A 17,445-nucleotide genomic window follows, 5' to 3' on the forward strand; every position below is an offset into this window, starting at 1 on the left:
ACATTCACCTCATCACGTAATTGTTCCATTGGTAGTATAGCACGTTATTCAAAAAACGACCCACGATTCGCCTATTCGCTTTTGACGTTCACATTTAGTAAAATGAAAAAAGATCGTTATTTATTAGGAAGGGAGAGGCTTTCATGGAATCTTCAGCACAACAATTTTTACACGAGTTGCTGTCAACACCCTCCCCGTCAGGGCTAGAAGCAGAAATTCAAAAGAAATGGCTTGCCTACGTTGCGCCATTTGCCGATGAGTGTTATACGGACGAAGCTGGAAATGCAATTGCCGCACTGAACACTGGGGCGCCATTTAATGTCCTGCTGGCAGGCCATTGCGATGAAATTGGCTTTTTAGTCAAAGCGATTGATGAAAATGGGTTTGTATACGTCGAAAAACTAGGGGGAATTAGCCATAAACCAGCACTTGGCATGGAAGTGACGATACTTGGCAGCAATGGCAACGTCACTGGCGTGTTTGGCACCAATGCAGAACACCATGGCGGCGCGGGCGACAACTTTTCGTTCGACGACCTTTTCATTGATTGCGGGGCTACTTCGGCTGAAGAAATAAAAGCCTATGTACAAATTGGCGATTATGCCGTTTATAGCCATGGAGCAATCAATTTGCTTGGCGACCGATTAAGCGCAAGGGGGTTGGATAACCGTAGCGGTGCCTTTATGGTTGCCGAAATATTGCGGCGCCTCCAACAAAAACGCCCCCAAGTCGGCGTGTATGCTGTCAGCACAGTTAACGAGGAAACCAATTTGGGAGGTGCTTACTTTGCCGCAGCAGGGATCAAGCCTACTATCGCCATTGCCCTTGACGTCACCTTTGCTACCGACTACCCAACGGTGAATGCAAAAAAATACGGCGATGTGAAAGTCGGCGGCGGGCCAGTGTTGGCAAAAGGAGCGCCAATTAACCGCAACATCAATGCGCTGCTAGAACGCACAGCCAAAAAGGCAGGCATTGCTGTCCAATATGAGCTGACTCCTAGAAACACAGGTACCGACGCTGACCGTATGCGCTTGACAGGCAAGGGCGTGCCGATTGCACTCGTATCATTGCCACTCCGCTATATGCACGCTCCCCGTGAAGTGGTTTCGAAACAAGATATGGAACAAGAAATTGAGTTGTTGGTTCAGTTTATTGCAAACTTAACGGGCAAAGAAGAACTGCGCCCAGTCGTTTGGCCGGCAACCTAGCAAAAACAAAAAAAGAGGCGTTCGCCTCTTTTTTGTTTTTGCTAAAACGAATGGCGCTTTTTCTGTTTATGCCAGTAAACATACATAGCAAGTGGCCACCATAAAACGGCAAAAATCACAAACACAGCCCAAGGGATAAGTGGTGTTGTCAACGCATTGACGGCTACGAAAAACACAATGAGCAAGGTAGAGCCAGCTAATGAGAAGGCCAATGGTTTTTTGTAAAGAGCGATGGACATGGGCCACCAAATAAGAGCAAAAATCGGGTAAATCGCCCAAATGGCTTCAGGTGTCGTAATCCAGTTCACCACAACGAAAAATATAGACGAAAGGATCGTTCCCAGGACCGCATAAGCAAGAGGGCGGCGGGCAACGCCTATAGACAAAGGCCACCATAGGAGGACGAATGCCGGGAAAATAGCCCAAGGAAAGCCAGTTTCCCAAAACATATTAAGGAGAATGTAATATAGGATCATTGAACTTGACGCAATGCCGGCAAAAAAGAGCGAGCGGCTCGCTTGGCCACAAAAGGCAGAAAGGGGCCACCACAACAACGGGAAGCAAATATACAAGATCCAAGGATAATCGGGCGTTTGTACCCAATTGACAAAACCTAAGTAAACGGTGAATGCAGTCGCCATCGTTGTGGCATAAAGCTTATAGCCAAGTTTTCTATCTAACAGAATGCTGAGCGAGCTTAATAACAGTAGTCCGGCTGGATACAGAGCCCACCAATCTCCAGGTGTGATCAAGAAATTAATAAGGAACAGAACGCCAATAAACACATGAGCCGCCAGATTAAATAGAACGATCATTGGTGCCCGCCTTTCTGTTTGCGCCAGTGGAAAAAGAGTGAGAGCGGCCACCACAACACGGCAAACGTAGGGTAAACGAACCAGATGACAGTAGGGGTATAGTAAAAATTAATGAAAGCGAACAGTGCAATCAGCAGGGCGCTTCCCCACAAAGAGAATTCAAGATTTAAGCGCGCTCGCGACTTTTTTAGCCAATGTGGAGCCGCTTTGCTTTCTTCTTCCTGAAAGGCTTGCTCGATTTCGGAAATGTCGCCAAACTCCACAATCGCTTTATTGATAGCGTCTTCTTGTGATTTTCCTTCCCGAATGAGATCGTCGACTTTTTCTTCTAGATTCTCGATAATTTCTTCTTTCATTAACAAAGTTTCTTCGTTTTCCGGCACATCGCGGAATAAATGGTCAACATGGTTGCGGATTGTTTTCATGACTAAACTCCCTTCAAAAATATGTCAATGACTGACTTTAGTTCATTCCATTCCACCGTTATTTCGCGCAAATACGCTTTGCCTAACGTTGTTATGGAATAATATTTGCGCTTGCCTCCGTGGGAGCGAGCACCATAATAAGATGCGATTAATTCCTTTTTCTCAAGCCGTTGGAAGACAGCATAAAGCGTAGCTTCCTTTACTTCAAAGCGGCCATCGGTTTTACGGGCGATCTCTTTTGAGATTTCGTAGCCGTAACTATCCTTGGCTGCTAATAGGCTAAGCACGATTGAGTCGATGTGGCCCCTCAATAAATCACTGCGCATTTAATCGGATCACCTCTTTTAGCAAATCAATATAAAGGACAATTACTCTTCTTCATAGAGTACTATCTGATGGAGTAATCGTACTATTAATTGCTCTGTCTGTCAAAGTAATTTTTAATAAAAAAGAACTTTTTTATAGATGCTCATACATTTTCACTTGAAAAAGCGCTTACAAAACGTTAAAATGCAATTAGTTTACTACTAAATCGGTTTAGTAAGGAGGAATTGAATGGCTAGCGTCACAATGGCAGACGTAGCAAAGCTTGCAGGTGTTTCAAAAAGCACCGTATCGCAATTTCTCAACAAACGCTATCACTATATGAGCGAAGAAACAAAGAGCCGAATCGAACAGGCGATTAATGAGTTAGGCTATAGCCCAAATGCGGTGGCGAGAAGTCTACGGCAGAAAAAAACGCAAACGATTGGCGTCATTGTTGCCAACATACTCCATAGTTTTTCTACTGAAGTGATTCGCGCGATTGAAGATACATGTCATGCCTATGATGTCCATGTCATTGTCTGCAATGCAGATAACGACCCCCAGAAAGAAAAAAGGTATGTGGAGATGTTGCGAGCAAAGCAAGTTGACGGGTTGATCGTTTTTCCTACAAGCGACAATAAGGAGCTATTTAATGGACTCGTCGCTGCTCGTTTTCCTCTTGTTTTTATCGATAGGCTCATTCATGGTGTCCCTGTAAATGCTGTGCTTGCCGATAATGAAGAAGCGATGCGTTTGGCAGTCAATGCATTAGCAGCAAATGGTCGGCGTCGAGTTGGCTTAGTGCTTCCACCGCTTTTAGAGGAAATTACCCCGCGAATGGAACGGCGGGACGGCTTTATGAAGGCGATTAGTGAAGCAGGACTCGAGTATGAGGAAGCGTATGTAGCGGCGGGGCAAGTAGAGGAAGCCCCACGTTTTCTTGCCAAAATGCTGGCGCTGCCAACTCCGCCTGATGCCGTTATTGCCGGAAATGATCTAGTTCTGTATGAATTGCTGCGCTCAATCAAACAGCAAAAAATCGACGTTCCTGAACAAATTGCATTAATTGGGATTGACGATGTGACCTTTGCTGATTTTTTTAATCCGTCCATTACGACTGTAGCTCAGCCGACATTTACAATGGGCCATAAAGCTGCTGAGCTACTGCTGGAAGAAATCAATGGAGGCAAGAAACGTTCAGAAAATCGCATTCACCGCTTTCAGCCAACCTTAAAGTGCAGGCAATCTTGCTAATGAAGGAGAGTGGGCATTTGTGAGAAAACAGCTGTTTTTGTTGGCTACAGCCGTCTTATTGCTTAGCGGCTGTGCTGCCGTAAAAGAGACGGTGGACAACGATCCAGGGGATCCGAAAAAGCTAATTTTGGCGACACAACTAGATGCCAATAGCCCATACGCAGTCGGTTTTCAAGCGTTTAAAGAAGCGGTTGAGGAAAAGACGGGAGGCGCTGTGACTGCAGAACTTCATACGAATGGCTCGCTAGGCGGCAATGAGGATATGCTGTTGCAAAGCATTGCCACAGGCGGGGTTGATATGGCTGTCATTTCGCCTGGGTTTATGACACAAGTCTTGCGTGAAGTTGACTTATTTTCGCTGCCGTATTTATTCACTAGCTATGAACATTGGGAGCGCGTTGTTGACGGCGAAATTGGCATGGAAATGAGCGAGATGATTGAAAGGGACACAAACTTGCAAGTGCTCGGCTACTGGACAGCGGGGGTACGACAGTACTATGGGCCAGAGCCTCTTGCTCATATAGACGATTTGCGCAATGTCAGCATTCGAACACAAGACTCGCCTGCCATCCAGGATAGTTGGACAGCGCTAGGAGCGCTGCCGACAAGTGTGGCCTGGGATGAGATGTATCAAGCGTTGCAAAATCGGGTTGTCGATGCATCGGAAAATGATTTTACAAATATTTATCAGTCGAGCCATCATGAAGTGACGCCTTACTTGACGTTAACAAACCATGATTATACGACACGTTTCTTTTTAACATCGGACATTGTAATGGAGCGCTTCTCTAAAGCAGAACAACAGGCGATCTATGAAGCGGCGGATGAGGCGACTGTTGCCGCCCGCCAAGCGGATAAGGAATTGGCAAAACAGTCCCTTGAACGGCTAGAGGAGGAGGGGGCAATTGTCCACGAAATCGACACCGGCCCATTTATTGAACGGACAGAAGAAGTAAGAGAGAAAGCAGCAGCGCAATTAGGCGCGACCGAACTTTATGAAAGAATCCGCTCCTTGGCGGATTAGAAGGAGGGCGCAAATCATGAAGGCGTTTTTAAATAGTCTGGAGTGGGTACTCATGCGCGCTGCGGCGGTGTTCTTTGTTGGTTTTGTCGTATGCATATTTTTACAGCTGCTATCGCGTTACGTGCCGGGAATCACGATTTTATGGGCAGCGGAAATTGCCACATATGCGTTTATTTGGACAGTGTTTTTAGGCGCTGCTGTTATGGTCCGCCACCAAGAACATTTTAGAATTGATTATTTATATGAAAAACTTGCAGGCATGCCGTTGCTTTTAACCAAACTGGTCAGTCACGTGTTGATTGGTGCTTTCGGTGCTGCCATGGTCGTTTATGGCTCTAAGCTAACGCATTTGTTTTGGGAATGGACAGTGAACACGCTGCCAGGGCTACAGCAAGGATACTTGTGGCTTGTCCTTCCTGTATCTGGATTTGCGATGTTGGCCTTTGCCATTGGCAATGCTGTGGAAGATATTGGCGCACATTCTTTAAAAAAGGAAAGTGATGCGGCATGATCGGGTTCTTTTTAGTGCTATTGTTTATTGTGCTCTTGTTTTTAGGGGTGCCCATTGCATTTACGCTTGGAATTGTCGCTTTTGTAGGCATCTGGCTTCTCGATGCCATGCCGTTGCAAATTGTTGTGCAGACGATGTTGAGTGGTGTGGAATCCTTTATTCTACTGGCAGTGCCTCTCTTTATTTTAGCGGCAAACATTATGAACCAAGGGCAAATTTCAGAGCGTTTAATCCAATTGGCAGTATCGATGGTCGGTCACATTCGCGGCGGTCTCGCTCAAGCCAATATAGTTGTGTCGATGTTTTTCGGCGGCATTTCTGGTTCTGCACAGGCAGATACAGCTGGCGTCGGAAAAATCTTGATTCCAAGCATGATGAAGGAAGGCTATGGCAAATCAACCGCCGTCGGTACAACAGCGGCATCTTCTACAATGGGCTTGCTTATTCCGCCAAGCATTCCGATGGTTGTGTATGGCAGTGTGACAAGTGTTTCTGTTGGGCAAATGTTTGTTGGCGGCATTATACCAGGCCTTTTAATGGGCGTAGCGATGATGGCTCTTGTCGCCTTCGTTTCTCATAGGCAAAATTATCCCCGCCATGAGCGTGTTAAACTCGCTGAAATTGGCCGACAATTTCTAAAGTGCGTGCCGCCATTATTGACGCCTTTGATTATTTTAGGGGGAATCATCGGTGGGTTTGTCACACCGACAGAAGCGGCGATTATTGCCTGCTTATATGCTCTCATTTTAGCGATGTTCGTCTACAAAACCATTAAATGGAGGGATATTCCAGAGATCTTATTTGATACGATCCGTCTAAGTTCCCTCACACTTTTTGCGTTAGCAACAGCAAGTGCCCTTGGTCGGCTATTTAGCTACTACCGCGTACCCGACACGATTGCCGAATTTTTTGATTCGACATTCTCAAGCGCCAGCCTGTTTTTGCTTGCGGTCATTTTATTGTTTCTGTTTGTCGGGATGTTTTTAGATGCCATTCCAGCAATGATTTTGTTTGTGCCAATCGTCCTGCCAGCGTCACAAACACTTGGCATCGATCCGATTCATTTTGGTATTGTCATCGTGATGTGCTTGGCTGTCGGCATGATTACGCCGCCTTATGGCCTATGTATGCTGTTGGCAAGTTCAATAGCGAAATTGTCTGTTAGTCGTTCGATTGTTGCTTTATTGCCCTATGTAGCTGTCATCCTTGTGGCGATTTTAATTGTTGCGTTTGTGCCGGCTGTGGCGTTATGGCTGCCAAGCTTTTTAAATTGATACAAGGAGGAAGAACAAATGGACTCATTTAAGGGGACAGCCCAAGCATGTGTAGAGGAAATAAGTACGGTTATTGCCCACACAAAGGAAGAAGAGCTGGTGGCGATTGCCCAAGGACTTAAACAAGCCCGGCGTATTTTTATTAGCGGCGATGGCCGTTCTGGCCTAATGGGCAAAGCGATTGCCATGCGTTTAATGCATGGAGGCTACGAGGTGTACGTCGTCGGCGAAACGATTACACCAAGCATTGGTGAAGGCGATGTCCTGCTTCTCGTTTCTGGCTCAGCGACAGGAGTCGCAGCTAGGCAGTTTATTAAAAAAGCAAGGCAAGCTGGTGCCAAGGTGATGCTTGTGACCGCAAACCGGGAAACAGAATTCGGCGACCTTTGCGAAACATGTTTGTTAGTACCAGCAGCGACAAAACAGCGAAAGCCGGATGAACCAAAAACGATTCAGCCCTTAGGTAACCAATTTGACCAAAGTATCCATCTTATATTGGATGCCATTGTTGTCAAGCTAACAAAAGAAAAACAGGCAGAAATGAAAGGGCGCCACGCCAATTTGGAATAGGAGGGGAACGTCTTATTTGGATAAGCTGAAGAGAATGGCGGCGGAAGCTGCAGCAGAGTATGTGAAAGATGGCATGAAGATCGGGCTAGGGTCAGGTTCAACTGTGTTTGAATATGTCCGTGTGTTAGGAGAGAAAGCAAAACAAGGGCTGAACATACAAGCTGTGGCGGCCTCACGTAAAACGGAAGCGCTCGCTAAGGCGTGTGGCATACACCTCATCGACTTCCCAGCAAGGGGAAAGCTGGAGGTTACTTTTGACGGAGCCGATGAAATTGCCCCTGGCCTCATGCTGTTAAAAGGGGGCGGCGGGTCGCTTTTACGGGAAAAGCTGGTAGCGGCAGCGGCGAAGCGTCTCATCGTGATCGCTGATGAAAGCAAGCTTGTAAAGGAGCTAGGCGCTTTCAAACTGCCAGTCGAGATCATTCCATTTGGCTGGGAAACAACGGCGATGCGGATTGAAGCGCTAGGCGGTGTGGCGAGTTTACGGCAAACGGGAAAAAGTCCATTTGTTTCAGATAACCATAATTGGATACTTGACTGTGATTTTGGCACCATTCGCGATCCCTATAGCTTGCACGACGAGTTGAAAAAACTTGTTGGTGTCGTAGAAACAGGCCTATTTTTGAACATGGCTTGCGAAGCGATTGTAGCAAGGCAAAACGGTATCCATCATTTAACAAAAGGAGACGAATTCAATGTTTGATGTCATTACACTAGGAGATGCAATGATCTCTTTTAGCCCAAATGCGACGGGACCATTAAAATTTGTCCACTCGTTCGAGCGCCGTGTCGGCGGAGCTGAATTAAATGTGGCGATCGGCTGTTCACGACTCGGTTTAAAAGCAGGCTGGATTACCCGGCTTGGGAAAGATGAATTTGGCCAGCATATTCAAACATTTGCCCGAGGCGAAGGCGTAGACGTCAGCGAAACGAAACTAGTCGATGGCTATGCAACATCGCTTAACTTTAAAGAAATCATGGCAAACGGGGCGGGGCGCACTCTTTATTATCGCAATCCGTCGCCTACAGAAACATTAAAGCCAGAGGATTTACAGCCAGGTTATTTCCAACAAGCAAAGATTCTCCATTTAACAGGGATTTACCCAGCTGTCGCCCCTGGCAATATGGCAGTGACCAAGCAAGCAATCAAGCTTGCCAAAGAAAATGGCGTAAAAGTTGCTTTTGACCCGAATATCCGTCTGCGCCTTTGGAGCAAAGAGGAAGCGCGACTTGCTCTGTACCCGCTTTTGCAAGAAGTCGATATTCTCCTCACAGGCGATGAAGAGATGGAAATTATTCTTGGGACAAGCGATCCAGCTGAGATTATCGCCGAAGCGACCAAGCTTGGGATTGAACTAGTAGCAATCAAACGAGGGGAGAATGGCTCAATCGGCAGTTATCAGGGCAAAGTCGTCGAGGCAGCACCGGTGCCGGCAGCAAAAGTCGTCGACACAGTTGGCGCTGGTGACGGCTTTGATGCTGGACTGTTGTATGGCTATCTACAAGGCTGGCCTCTTGAACGGATGCTGGCATTTGCCAACACAATAGGATCGATGGTCGTCAGCATTGTCGGGGACAACGAAGGCTTGCCTTATTTAGAAGAAGTGCAAGCGCAGCTCGGTGAGCTTGAACGAATTGAACGATAGTTGTTGAGGAAAGGGGAATCGACATGAAGTTGCAGCTTGCCCTCGACCGCCTTGATTGGGAAACCTGTTTTGCGTTAGTGGAAGATACAAGTGACGCTATTGATATAATTGAAATAGGCACTGGCGTTATCAAAGAATATGGCATGGAAATCGTAAGGCAAATGCGCAAAGCATTTCCCCGGCACACGTTGCTTGCAGACATGAAAATTTGCGATGCCGGAAAGCATGAGGCACGACAAGCGTTTGCAGCAGGCGCCGATATCGCAACCGTAATGGCATTCGCTCCAACTGCCACTATTGGGGAGACAGTTTCAGTAGCCTGCCAAGAAGGCAAAGAAATGATGGTTGACCTCCTTGGCGTCGACAAAACTGAGCAAGTGAAGGCATTGAAAGAGCTAGGCGTTTCATTTGTCGGACTTCATCTCGGCAAGGACGAACAGCAGCATAAACAGCTGGGGCAAGGACTGTTTCAGTTAGTTGAGAGGACTGGACTAAAAACTGCTATTGCCGGCGGTGTTACCATTGAATCGTTGCCAACGATTCTTCCATACCAGCCAGACATTATCATTGTCGGCAGCGGGATCACCAAGGCCGAAAAGCCAAAAGAAGCGGCGATGCGCATAAAAAGACAAATGAAAGCGTCATTAGGATAACGTTCCTTTTTCCTTATTCACTCGTTTGGCGTTACGTGTAAACAATAGCTGGATTTCTTTCTAGGATGTTAAGCGCCGCTTCACACATCGTTCCCATCTCTGAACGAGTGTAGGCGGCTTTTTTTAGCAAATCAGCATGATTAGCAATGCCGATATCGGCTAACGCTTCTTGAAAATAGCCGAACTCTGCTTGATGGCTAGTTGGGCAATCTGCAGCTAATATCATGTGGCAGCGGGCAAACGTGGCGATGATCCAAAAAACGGCCTCGCGGTGGTGGCCTTCATCAATCAGTTTTTCTGTGCCATCTACCGCCAGCGGACGTGCTTCTAGTGAAATATCAGAGCTAAAAAAGAAAGGTGTTTTTTTCAGCTTTACCGTAACGTCAAACGTATGGGCCAGTGCCGTCAAATGACGCTTGGCCTGTTTGGCATCCATGTGTTGGCAACCTAGTTGGCTAAGCAAATGCTCATATACGTCCTCTAGTTGGTAAGAGGTGAGCACTTCTTTTGCCGCTAAATAACGAAGCCGTACAGTAGGGTTGCGTAAGGCGGCGACAAGAAAAAGATGGGCGACGACACCAGTCGGGAAAAGCCAGTTCATGACAAGCTCGTGAAACGGTTTTTTAACGTGAAGCTGTTCCAGCCCTCTCTCTGATTTTGAACGGACATCGTCAAGGCGGCGCTTGACCCATTGTTCTTGGCAAAATTGGCGTGATACTTCCTTTTGCAAAGGCTTGAGAAACCCTTCTAGGTCAACGATAATCGTATCGGTTTGAAAGGCATGGGCGATATGGTAGTGGGACAGAACGGCCTCAGACGATGAAAGCGCCCTTTCGGGAATATATGAAACTTCTAGTAAAACACCTTTATGGCGAAATTTTCCGATTTTTAAAGGAGGCTCCTCTAAAGACGTGACGACCATGATGTCTAAGTCTGAGTGAGGCGCCAAGTACGAAGTATCTGCCTGTTCAGCGGCGGAACCACTAAAATAAGCTCCTTTGAACCACTTTTTTCCCTCGGCATATGCCCATACCCATTCATGAGCAATTTCCTTGGCTTTCCATACCTTCATCAAGCATTCCTCCCTTTATGACTGCTAGGCTTCGCGAGAAAGTCATTTTTTCCTCTATGAAAATTTTAAAATTAGCGATAAACACATACTCTCCCCCCGTGGTGTATAAGAGTGTAGGCTAACGTTCGCATACGTTGTTGTTTGTGGCAGTCACACGTTCTATATGCCTCTTCATTAGCCTCACTCCTAGCGTTCTACCAGTCTGAATGAGCTTTTATTTTTAAAATAGAATAACATTTTAATGATAGTTATTATCATAAGAAAATCTTTATAATTATATGGTATACTTAATTTTGAACGAATATAAGGCTGTTTTTAAGGACTTAAATGAAATAGAGAAAACGATATTCATTCTCAATTAGTGAAAATAATTGAAAAGAGAGGGGATTACAATGGCTGCTACTACAGAGAGACTTGTGATCAATAACCGAAGGAACTGGTTTGGAAAATGGAGGGACCATGCTGAACTACTTGCAGCACTTGTATCGGGTGTGCTGATCGTTGTTGGCTGGCTCCTTGACAGCTACGGTCTGGCCGCTGCTGCTATTCCTGTATATTGCGGCGCTTTTATAATCGGCGGTTATGCAAAGGCAAGGGAAGGCATTGAAGAGACGTTTAAAAACAAACAATTGAACGTGGAAATGTTGATGGTGTTCGCAGCGATTGGCGCAGCTATAATCGGTTACTGGGCAGAAGGAGCCATCTTAATTTTTATTTTCGCTTTAAGCGGCGCTTTAGAGACTTATACAATGGACAAAAGCCATAAAGAAATTTCGGCGTTGATGAAGTTACAGCCAGAGGAAGCTGTCCTGCTTGAAAGCGGCCAAGAAACGATTGTGCCAGCCGCGAAGTTGCGAATTGGCGATTCGATTTTAATTCGGCCAGGGGAACGTGTGCCAGCGGACGGAAACATCATAGAAGGAATGACTGCTTTAAATGAAGCGGCTATTACAGGGGAAGCAATCCCTGTTACGAAAGCAGTCGGGCAAGAGGTATTTGCTGGAACATTAAATGTGCAAGGCTCGGTGGTCGTAACGATAACTAAGCCGATGGAAGAAACAATGTTTCAAAAAATTATCCGCATGGTACAAACGGCAAAAGAAGAGAAATCGCCTTCGCAACTATTTATTGAGCGCTTTGAAGGACTCTATGTGAAAGTGGTGTTAATCGCAGTGGCGCTTGTGGCGCTGTTGCCTCCCTTCCTGTTTGACTGGACTTGGCTGAATGCATGGTATCGAGCAATGATCTTGCTTGTGGTTGCTTCGCCTTGTGCACTCGTCGCTTCCATTATGCCAGCAGTTTTATCGGCGATTTCGGCTAATGCGAAACGAGGCATTTTATTTAAAGGCGGTGTTCATGTGGAACATGCCGGCAAAATCAAAGCGATTGCGTTTGATAAGACAGGAACGTTGACAAAAGGGAAACCAGAAGTATGTGATTTCATTTTACGAGAAGGCGCTAATAAAGATGATGTTCTTCTTCATGCGGCTTCAATTGAGCACCATTCTACCCACCCATTGGCAGAAGCAATTGTTGCTTATGCGAAGGAAAATGGCCGTACTAGGCTGTTAAACCCCATTCAAGTGCAAGATACGCCTGGAGCTGGCGTGAAGGGCCGATTTGATGATGGAGAATGGCGGGTAGGCCAGGCTGCATTTGTAGGTGAGCAGGAAGCGGAACATTTTCAAAATGGCGTAGCGAAGAAGCTAGCGGCTGAAGGAAAAACGGTTGTGTTCATTCAAGACCCTAACGGCATTGCCGGTGTGCTGGCGCTTAGGGATGAAATCCGTCCAGAAACGCTTGCTGCAATGAAAGCATTACAAAAACTGGGGATTAAACTTGTGATGTTGACAGGTGATGGAGAGGAAACGGCGCAAGCAATTGCAGGACAAAGCGGGGTGGACCGTTATGTGTCCCGCTGTATGCCAGACAAGAAAGCGGAGGAAATTAAGCGTATACGCCAAGAAATAGGGACTGTCGCTATGGTAGGTGACGGCATTAACGATGCCCCCGCATTAGCAGCGGCTGATTTAGGAGTCGCGATGGGCGGTGGCAGCGATGTAGCGTTAGAAACAGCTGATATGGTCTTAATGAAGAATGAATTGCCCGACATCGCTGACGCAATCAAACGGTCAAAAAAAATGAACCGCATTGTGAAGCAAAACATTGTTTTTTCGATTGCCGTTGTCCTTTTGCTCGTGTTTTCCAACTTTATGCAAGTGTTGGATTTGCCACTCGGTGTCATCGGCCATGAAGGAAGTACGATTTTAGTTATTTTAAATGGGCTTCGTTTGCTAAATGGGTAAAGGCGACTGAGTTTTAAGCTGTATCAGTCTAAGGGCGGTTATCGACTTTGTCGACAACCTCAAGCCGGTTCGCACAGGGAACCGGCTTTTTTTGTGATGACGATGTACGCATCCAAACGTTGTACAATTTGTGCCCGCAAAGTTGTGATGAAAGCGCATACTTTTCAGGCGGCAACGATGATAGAATGGACGTTGAAAGGAGGGGCTGCATTGACGCTTAATGGTCGAAGCCAGCAAATACTCAATGAAATCGCAAGCAATCGCCGGGTCACAAGCGCAACGATCGCCAAGAAATACGGCCTTACCCGCAGGCAGATCAGCTACGCGATTGAAAAAATCAATGAGTGGCTGCAAAGGGAGCATATCCCTGAAATCGAGCGGACAAGGCAAGGCCATTTTATTGTTGATCAATCCGTTTTTTCAAAAATTACGGGGAAACAAGATTGCCTGCTCCGAGATGGACAAGGGTTTTTAACCGAGGAGCAGCGCGTCCACTTTATTTTATTAATGCTGTTGGCAAAAAAGGAAGAGCTGTCACTGCTCCATTTTCATTCCCAGTTAGGTTACAGCAAAAACACCATTTTAAATGACTTGAAAAAAGTGCAGGAGTTTGTAACGCCATTCCAATTGGCGGTTCGCTATTCGCGGAAATACGGTTACTTGTTGGAAGGCAAAGAACTGCAAATCCGCAAATTGCTGATTCACTTAACGGAAGTGGTCGTGCAAACGCAGACAGGCAGGCGGCAACTTGAAATCGGTACAGACATTGGAAAACACGAAATCAGCGAAGTCCATGCCTGCATTGAGAAAGTCGAACAGAAGCTAGGCATCCAATTTACAGATGAAAAACTGATGGCAATGCCTTATATTTTAACGCTCGTTTTAAAGCGAATTGGCATCGGACATGTGTTGCCACCGTTTCCGATCGAATACGAGGAACTCTCAGATACGAAAGAGTACCACGCAACAGAGGAAATTTTCCGCCATTTAAAAGACGTGCCAAAGCAGGAGCGGCTATTCGTAACGCTTTACTTGCTGACGACAAGCCGTTATTGGACTGAATGGGTAAATGCGGAAGAGGCGCTGCCTGATTTAATGCCAGCATTGGCCGATGTTTTAAGGCTATTTGAAAAAAGCGCCTGTATTTATTTGCAGGAACGGGATTTGCTGTTGAAAAAGTTGATTCAGCATATTAAGCCGGCGTACTACCGCATGAAATATGAGTTGACAGCAGTCGAAGCCGCCAAACCAACCCTTCCTGACGAGTATAAGGAATTGCACCATCTAGTCAAGCGTAGCCTTGGGCCGCTGGAACGGCAATTAGGGAAGCCGATGCCAGAGGCGGAGAAAATGTATGTGACGATGTTAATCGGCTCCTGGATGATGAGGCAAGGGGAGAGCATTCATAAGAAAATAAAAGCGATCGTTGTCTGTCCGCAAGGTGTCTCGGTGTCTGGCTTTATGTTAAAGGAGTTAAGCGAGCTTTTTCCTGAGTTTGTATTTTTGGATTCTTTATCGGTTCGTGAATTCCAAACGTGTGATTTGGCGTTTGATTTGGTGTTCTCGCAAACGCCTCTTGAAACAAACAAAAGGCTGTATATGACTAGCTCATTGTTAAGGAAAGAAGATAGGGCAAGACTACGGCGCCAGGTAATGGAGGACGTTTACGGATATGCACCTGTTGAGTTCAATGTCAACGCAGTGATTGAGATTATCCGAAACCATGCCTTGATCACAGACGAAAGCGGGTTGCAAAAACAATTGCAGCAATATTTCTTTCCTAATCGTGAAGAACGAATACCTGATGGCCAGGCAGAGGAGAAGCAGAATCTCCAATCCTTCATCAAACCAGAATCGATTACGTTTGCCCCTGAAGCCCCTTCATGGGAAGAGGCGTTGTCTTTGGCTGCCCAACCTTTGCTCGATCAAGGGAAAATTGAACAGAGATATGTGGAGGCGCTGATTTCAAATAAAGAACGGGACCCATATATCATTATTGGCCCACACATCGCCATTCCCCATGCTGCGCCTGAGGAAGGCGCAATTGAGGCAGGAATGAGCTTACTGCATTTGCAAAAACCAGTTGCCTTCTCAGACGATGAATGGGTCCACGTTATGGTTGTGATTGCAGCTGTTGATAAGCATCAACATATCCGAGCATTAAGGCAGTTGATTAAGCTAGCTGGTTCAAAAGAAGATCGAAACCGGTTGATCGCAGCAAAAACAGAGACAGAAATAATGGAGCTCGTATCATTTTATTCAATGGATTAGGAGAATAAGCAAATGGAGGTTACCATGCTAGTCGATGAGAGCACAATTTTGATCAATGTACATGCGACACATAAAGAAGATGTTCTACAGCTCATGTCGGACAACCTCGTCGCTCACGGGTTTGTAAACAAAAGTTTCACGGCCGCGGTTATAGCGAGGGAGCGTGAGTTTCCCACAGGTTTGCCGATGGATGGGATGGCAGTAGCCATTCCCCATACGGATATTGAACATGTGCGCAAAAAGACGATTAGCATTGCCCAGTTAAACAAGCCAGTAGAATTTGGCGTAATGGGCGGAGCTGATTCAGAAAGAGTAACCGTCAAACTTGTCTTTATGTTGGCGATGGAAGAGGCCCATTCCCAGTTAACGATTTTGCAGCAACTGATGAAGTTATTTCAAAACAAAGAAGCAATGACACAATTAGCCTATGCAACATCGAAACGAGAAATCAAAACGGTCGTTCTAGATCATTTAGGAACAGAAGCTAAAGGAGGAAGATGTTGATGAAAACAAAAAAAGTTCTGGTCGCTTGTGGTGCAGGAATTGCGACATCAACAGTAGTAAACAGCGCAATTGAGGAAATGGCGAAAGAGAACGGCTTAAATGTCAACTTAGTGCAAATCAAGATATCGGAAGTAGGCAGCCATAAGGATACAGCTGACTTGCTAGTGACAACAGCGATGACGCAAGCAGACTTTCCTTTCCCTGTGATCAATGCCCGCTCTTTTTTAACGGGCATCGGCACGGATCAAACAAAAAAAGAAATTCTAGAAGCACTTAAAGCTTAAGCGAAACTGAGTTTTTCAATAGAGGAGGAACGTCATGGATGGGTTTGTCAACTTTATTCAAGGGTTCTTAGATTTAGGCGCGACCGTTATTTTGCCCGTTGCTATCTTTTTATTAGGTTTGTTGTTCGGGCAAAAACCAGGTAAAGCGTTTCGGTCTGGTTTAACGATTGGCATCGCCTTCGTCGGCATTTTTCTAGTCGTCGACTTGCTCGTCAACAATCTAGGGCCGGCTGCGCAAGGGATGGTTGATCGGCTAGGTGTGGAACTGAATGTCATTGATGTAGGCTGGCCGGCATCTTCATCGATTGCTTGGGCTTCCATGGTGGCTGCTTTTATTATTCCGTTAGGTCTTCTGGTCAATGTGCTTATGCTTGTGACAAAAACGACAAAGACAATGAACGTCGATATATGGAATTTCTGGCACTATACGTTTACAGCAGCCATGGTATATGTGGCGACGTCCAATTTGTTTTTGTCTTTGCTGGCAGCCGTCATTTTTCAAGTTGTTTGTTTAAAGATTGCCGATTGGACGGCGCCGATGGTGAGCGAATTTTATGACTTGCCCGGGGTCTCCATTGCTACAGGTAGCACGATTTCCTATGCACCAGGCATCTTTTTAGTAAAAGGACTGCAAAAGCTACCAGGCGTCAATAAATGGAACGCTGACCCAGCAACGATTGAAAAACGGTTTGGCATTTTAGGAGAATCGATGTTCATTGGCTTAGTTCTCGGCGCTGCCATTGGCTTGCTTGCTGGCTATGGCATTGGGGATGTGATCGATATTGGCATTGCTATGGCTGCAGTAATGGTGCTGATGCCGCGAATGGTTAAAATTTTAATGGAAGGGCTCTTGCCGATATCGGAATCGGCCCGCGAATGGCTGAACAAACGCTTTGGCGACCGAGAAATTTATATCGGCCTTGACGCCGCTGTCGCACTCGGGCATCCGTCTGTTATTTCAACCGCTCTTATTTTAGTGCCCATTACAGTCGCTTTAGCGATCATTCTTCCTGGCAATGCCCTTTTGCCTTTTGGCGATTTGGCAACAATCCCATTTATTGTTGCGTTTATCGTCGGTGCTGCACGAGGCAATATCGTCCACTCAGTCATTGTGGGAACGATTATGATTGCGATTTCGCTTTATCTGGCCACAGATGTTGCCCCATTATTTACGCAAATGGCGATGGAAGGGAACTTCACAATGCCGGAAGACTCGGCACAAATATCGAGCATTGACCAAGGAGGCAATCTGATTAACTGGATAATCGTTCGTTTATTCGGTATATTCAATTAATTATATAAAAAGTAGGAGGGCTCGA

18 protein-coding genes are annotated in these 17,445 nt (G+C 46.1%); 14 read left to right on the top strand and 4 right to left on the bottom strand.

Going from position 1 to position 17,445, the window contains the following annotated elements; all coding sequences use genetic code 11:
• Positions 1-143 precede the first annotated feature (143 nt).
• Complete coding sequence (locus N6H06_RS04155) at positions 144-1,211, top strand: M20/M25/M40 family metallo-hydrolase (protein ID WP_062745855.1); 1,068 nt, start codon at positions 144-146, stop codon at positions 1,209-1,211.
• 41 nt (positions 1,212-1,252) lie between these two features.
• Here N6H06_RS04155 and N6H06_RS04160 read toward each other — a convergent pair whose 3' ends face one another.
• Genes N6H06_RS04160 through N6H06_RS04170 form a run of 3 tightly spaced genes read right to left on the bottom strand, consistent with a single transcriptional unit; the run spans position 1,253 to position 2,777 of the window.
• Complete coding sequence (locus N6H06_RS04160) at positions 1,253-2,026, bottom strand: hypothetical protein (protein WP_263705695.1); 774 nt, start codon at positions 2,024-2,026, stop codon at positions 1,253-1,255.
• Complete coding sequence (locus N6H06_RS04165) at positions 2,023-2,451, bottom strand: permease prefix domain 1-containing protein (RefSeq protein WP_062745858.1); 429 nt, start codon at positions 2,449-2,451, stop codon at positions 2,023-2,025. The genes N6H06_RS04160 and N6H06_RS04165 overlap by 4 nt, the downstream gene beginning before the upstream one ends.
• A 2-nt stretch (positions 2,452-2,453) precedes the next feature.
• Positions 2,454-2,777 (bottom strand): PadR family transcriptional regulator, encoded by a 324-nt coding sequence (locus N6H06_RS04170; protein WP_062745859.1) that lies wholly within the window; start codon positions 2,775-2,777, stop codon positions 2,454-2,456.
• Positions 2,778-3,006: 229 nt separating this feature from the next.
• Between N6H06_RS04170 and N6H06_RS04175 the strand changes: the two genes are divergently transcribed.
• The 8 genes from N6H06_RS04175 to hxlA are packed head-to-tail and all read left to right on the top strand — an operon-like array spanning position 3,007 to position 9,689.
• Positions 3,007-4,011: a LacI family DNA-binding transcriptional regulator gene (locus N6H06_RS04175; RefSeq protein WP_062745861.1), complete on the top strand. Its 1,005-nt coding sequence runs from the start codon at positions 3,007-3,009 to the stop codon at positions 4,009-4,011.
• Positions 4,012-4,030: 19 nt separating this feature from the next.
• Positions 4,031-5,035, top strand: coding sequence for a TRAP transporter substrate-binding protein (locus N6H06_RS04180; protein WP_062745863.1), 1,005 nt, complete (start codon positions 4,031-4,033; stop codon positions 5,033-5,035).
• Between the two features lie 16 nt (positions 5,036-5,051).
• Entirely contained in the window at positions 5,052-5,546 is a 495-nt protein-coding gene (locus tag N6H06_RS04185) for a TRAP transporter small permease (RefSeq protein ID WP_062745865.1), read from the top strand.
• Positions 5,543-6,820: a TRAP transporter large permease gene (locus N6H06_RS04190; RefSeq protein ID WP_062745867.1), complete on the top strand. Its 1,278-nt coding sequence runs from the start codon at positions 5,543-5,545 to the stop codon at positions 6,818-6,820. The genes N6H06_RS04185 and N6H06_RS04190 overlap by 4 nt, the downstream gene beginning before the upstream one ends.
• A gap of 18 nt (positions 6,821-6,838) precedes the next feature.
• Positions 6,839-7,390 (top strand): 6-phospho-3-hexuloisomerase, encoded by a 552-nt coding sequence (hxlB, locus tag N6H06_RS04195; RefSeq protein WP_062745868.1) that lies wholly within the window; start codon positions 6,839-6,841, stop codon positions 7,388-7,390.
• Positions 7,391-7,406: 16 nt separating this feature from the next.
• Positions 7,407-8,093 carry a ribose-5-phosphate isomerase RpiA gene (gene rpiA / locus N6H06_RS04200; protein ID WP_263705696.1) on the top strand — a complete coding sequence of 229 codons (687 nt, stop codon included), beginning with the start codon at positions 7,407-7,409 and terminating at the stop codon, positions 8,091-8,093.
• Complete coding sequence (locus N6H06_RS04205; protein ID WP_062745871.1) at positions 8,086-9,036, top strand: sugar kinase; 951 nt, start codon at positions 8,086-8,088, stop codon at positions 9,034-9,036. Before rpiA ends, N6H06_RS04205 begins: the two co-directional genes overlap by 8 nt.
• Positions 9,037-9,059: 23 nt before the next feature.
• A complete protein-coding gene (hxlA, locus tag N6H06_RS04210; protein WP_212954297.1) occupies positions 9,060-9,689 on the top strand; it encodes a 3-hexulose-6-phosphate synthase in 630 nt (209 codons plus the stop codon).
• 31 nt (positions 9,690-9,720) lie between these two features.
• On the opposite strand, the gene N6H06_RS04215 is transcribed toward hxlA, so the two are convergent.
• Complete coding sequence (locus tag N6H06_RS04215) at positions 9,721-10,761, bottom strand: hypothetical protein (RefSeq protein ID WP_263705697.1); 1,041 nt, start codon at positions 10,759-10,761, stop codon at positions 9,721-9,723.
• 392 nt (positions 10,762-11,153) lie between these two features.
• Between N6H06_RS04215 and N6H06_RS04220 the strand changes: the two genes are divergently transcribed.
• From N6H06_RS04220 to N6H06_RS04240, 5 genes are all read left to right on the top strand, one after another.
• A complete protein-coding gene (locus tag N6H06_RS04220; protein ID WP_263705698.1) occupies positions 11,154-13,067 on the top strand; it encodes a heavy metal translocating P-type ATPase in 1,914 nt (637 codons plus the stop codon).
• Between the two features lie 177 nt (positions 13,068-13,244).
• Complete coding sequence (locus N6H06_RS04225) at positions 13,245-15,338, top strand: BglG family transcription antiterminator (protein WP_263705699.1); 2,094 nt, start codon at positions 13,245-13,247, stop codon at positions 15,336-15,338.
• 12 nt (positions 15,339-15,350) lie between these two features.
• Entirely contained in the window at positions 15,351-15,842 is a 492-nt protein-coding gene (locus N6H06_RS04230; RefSeq protein ID WP_263705700.1) for a PTS sugar transporter subunit IIA, read from the top strand.
• Entirely contained in the window at positions 15,842-16,126 is a 285-nt protein-coding gene (locus N6H06_RS04235) for a PTS sugar transporter subunit IIB (protein ID WP_062745879.1), read from the top strand. Before N6H06_RS04230 ends, N6H06_RS04235 begins: the two co-directional genes overlap by 1 nt.
• Before the next feature lie 34 nt (positions 16,127-16,160).
• Positions 16,161-17,420, top strand: a complete 1,260-nt coding sequence (locus N6H06_RS04240) for a galactitol-specific PTS transporter subunit IIC (RefSeq protein WP_062745881.1) — start codon at positions 16,161-16,163, stop codon at positions 17,418-17,420.
• The last annotated feature ends 25 nt before the right edge of the window (positions 17,421-17,445 follow it).

The sequence above is a fragment of the Shouchella tritolerans genome (genome assembly GCF_025770735.1).
Taxonomy (GTDB): Bacteria; Bacillota; Bacilli; order Bacillales; family Bacillaceae_D; genus Shouchella; species Shouchella tritolerans.

What these genes read in the sequence shown, in the direction of transcription:
- N6H06_RS04155 (WP_062745855.1), top strand. Translation starts at nt 144, where the DNA reads ATGGAATCTTCAGCACAACAATTTTTACACGAGTTGCTGTCAACACCC.
- N6H06_RS04160 (WP_263705695.1), bottom strand. Translation starts at nt 2,026, where the DNA reads ATGATCGTTCTATTTAATCTGGCGGCTCATGTGTTTATTGGCGTTCTG.
- N6H06_RS04165 (WP_062745858.1), bottom strand. Translation starts at nt 2,451, where the DNA reads ATGAAAACAATCCGCAACCATGTTGACCATTTATTCCGCGATGTGCCG.
- N6H06_RS04170 (WP_062745859.1), bottom strand. Translation starts at nt 2,777, where the DNA reads ATGCGCAGTGATTTATTGAGGGGCCACATCGACTCAATCGTGCTTAGC.
- N6H06_RS04175 (WP_062745861.1), top strand. Translation starts at nt 3,007, where the DNA reads ATGGCTAGCGTCACAATGGCAGACGTAGCAAAGCTTGCAGGTGTTTCA.
- N6H06_RS04185 (WP_062745865.1), top strand. Translation starts at nt 5,052, where the DNA reads ATGAAGGCGTTTTTAAATAGTCTGGAGTGGGTACTCATGCGCGCTGCG.
- N6H06_RS04190 (WP_062745867.1), top strand. Translation starts at nt 5,543, where the DNA reads ATGATCGGGTTCTTTTTAGTGCTATTGTTTATTGTGCTCTTGTTTTTA.
- hxlB (WP_062745868.1), top strand. Translation starts at nt 6,839, where the DNA reads ATGGACTCATTTAAGGGGACAGCCCAAGCATGTGTAGAGGAAATAAGT.
- N6H06_RS04205 (WP_062745871.1), top strand. Translation starts at nt 8,086, where the DNA reads ATGTTTGATGTCATTACACTAGGAGATGCAATGATCTCTTTTAGCCCA.
- hxlA (WP_212954297.1), top strand. Translation starts at nt 9,060, where the DNA reads ATGAAGTTGCAGCTTGCCCTCGACCGCCTTGATTGGGAAACCTGTTTT.
- N6H06_RS04215 (WP_263705697.1), bottom strand. Translation starts at nt 10,761, where the DNA reads ATGAAGGTATGGAAAGCCAAGGAAATTGCTCATGAATGGGTATGGGCA.
- N6H06_RS04220 (WP_263705698.1), top strand. Translation starts at nt 11,154, where the DNA reads ATGGCTGCTACTACAGAGAGACTTGTGATCAATAACCGAAGGAACTGG.
- N6H06_RS04225 (WP_263705699.1), top strand. Translation starts at nt 13,245, where the DNA reads ATGATAGAATGGACGTTGAAAGGAGGGGCTGCATTGACGCTTAATGGT.
- N6H06_RS04230 (WP_263705700.1), top strand. Translation starts at nt 15,351, where the DNA reads ATGGAGGTTACCATGCTAGTCGATGAGAGCACAATTTTGATCAATGTA.
- N6H06_RS04235 (WP_062745879.1), top strand. Translation starts at nt 15,842, where the DNA reads ATGAAAACAAAAAAAGTTCTGGTCGCTTGTGGTGCAGGAATTGCGACA.
- N6H06_RS04240 (WP_062745881.1), top strand. Translation starts at nt 16,161, where the DNA reads ATGGATGGGTTTGTCAACTTTATTCAAGGGTTCTTAGATTTAGGCGCG.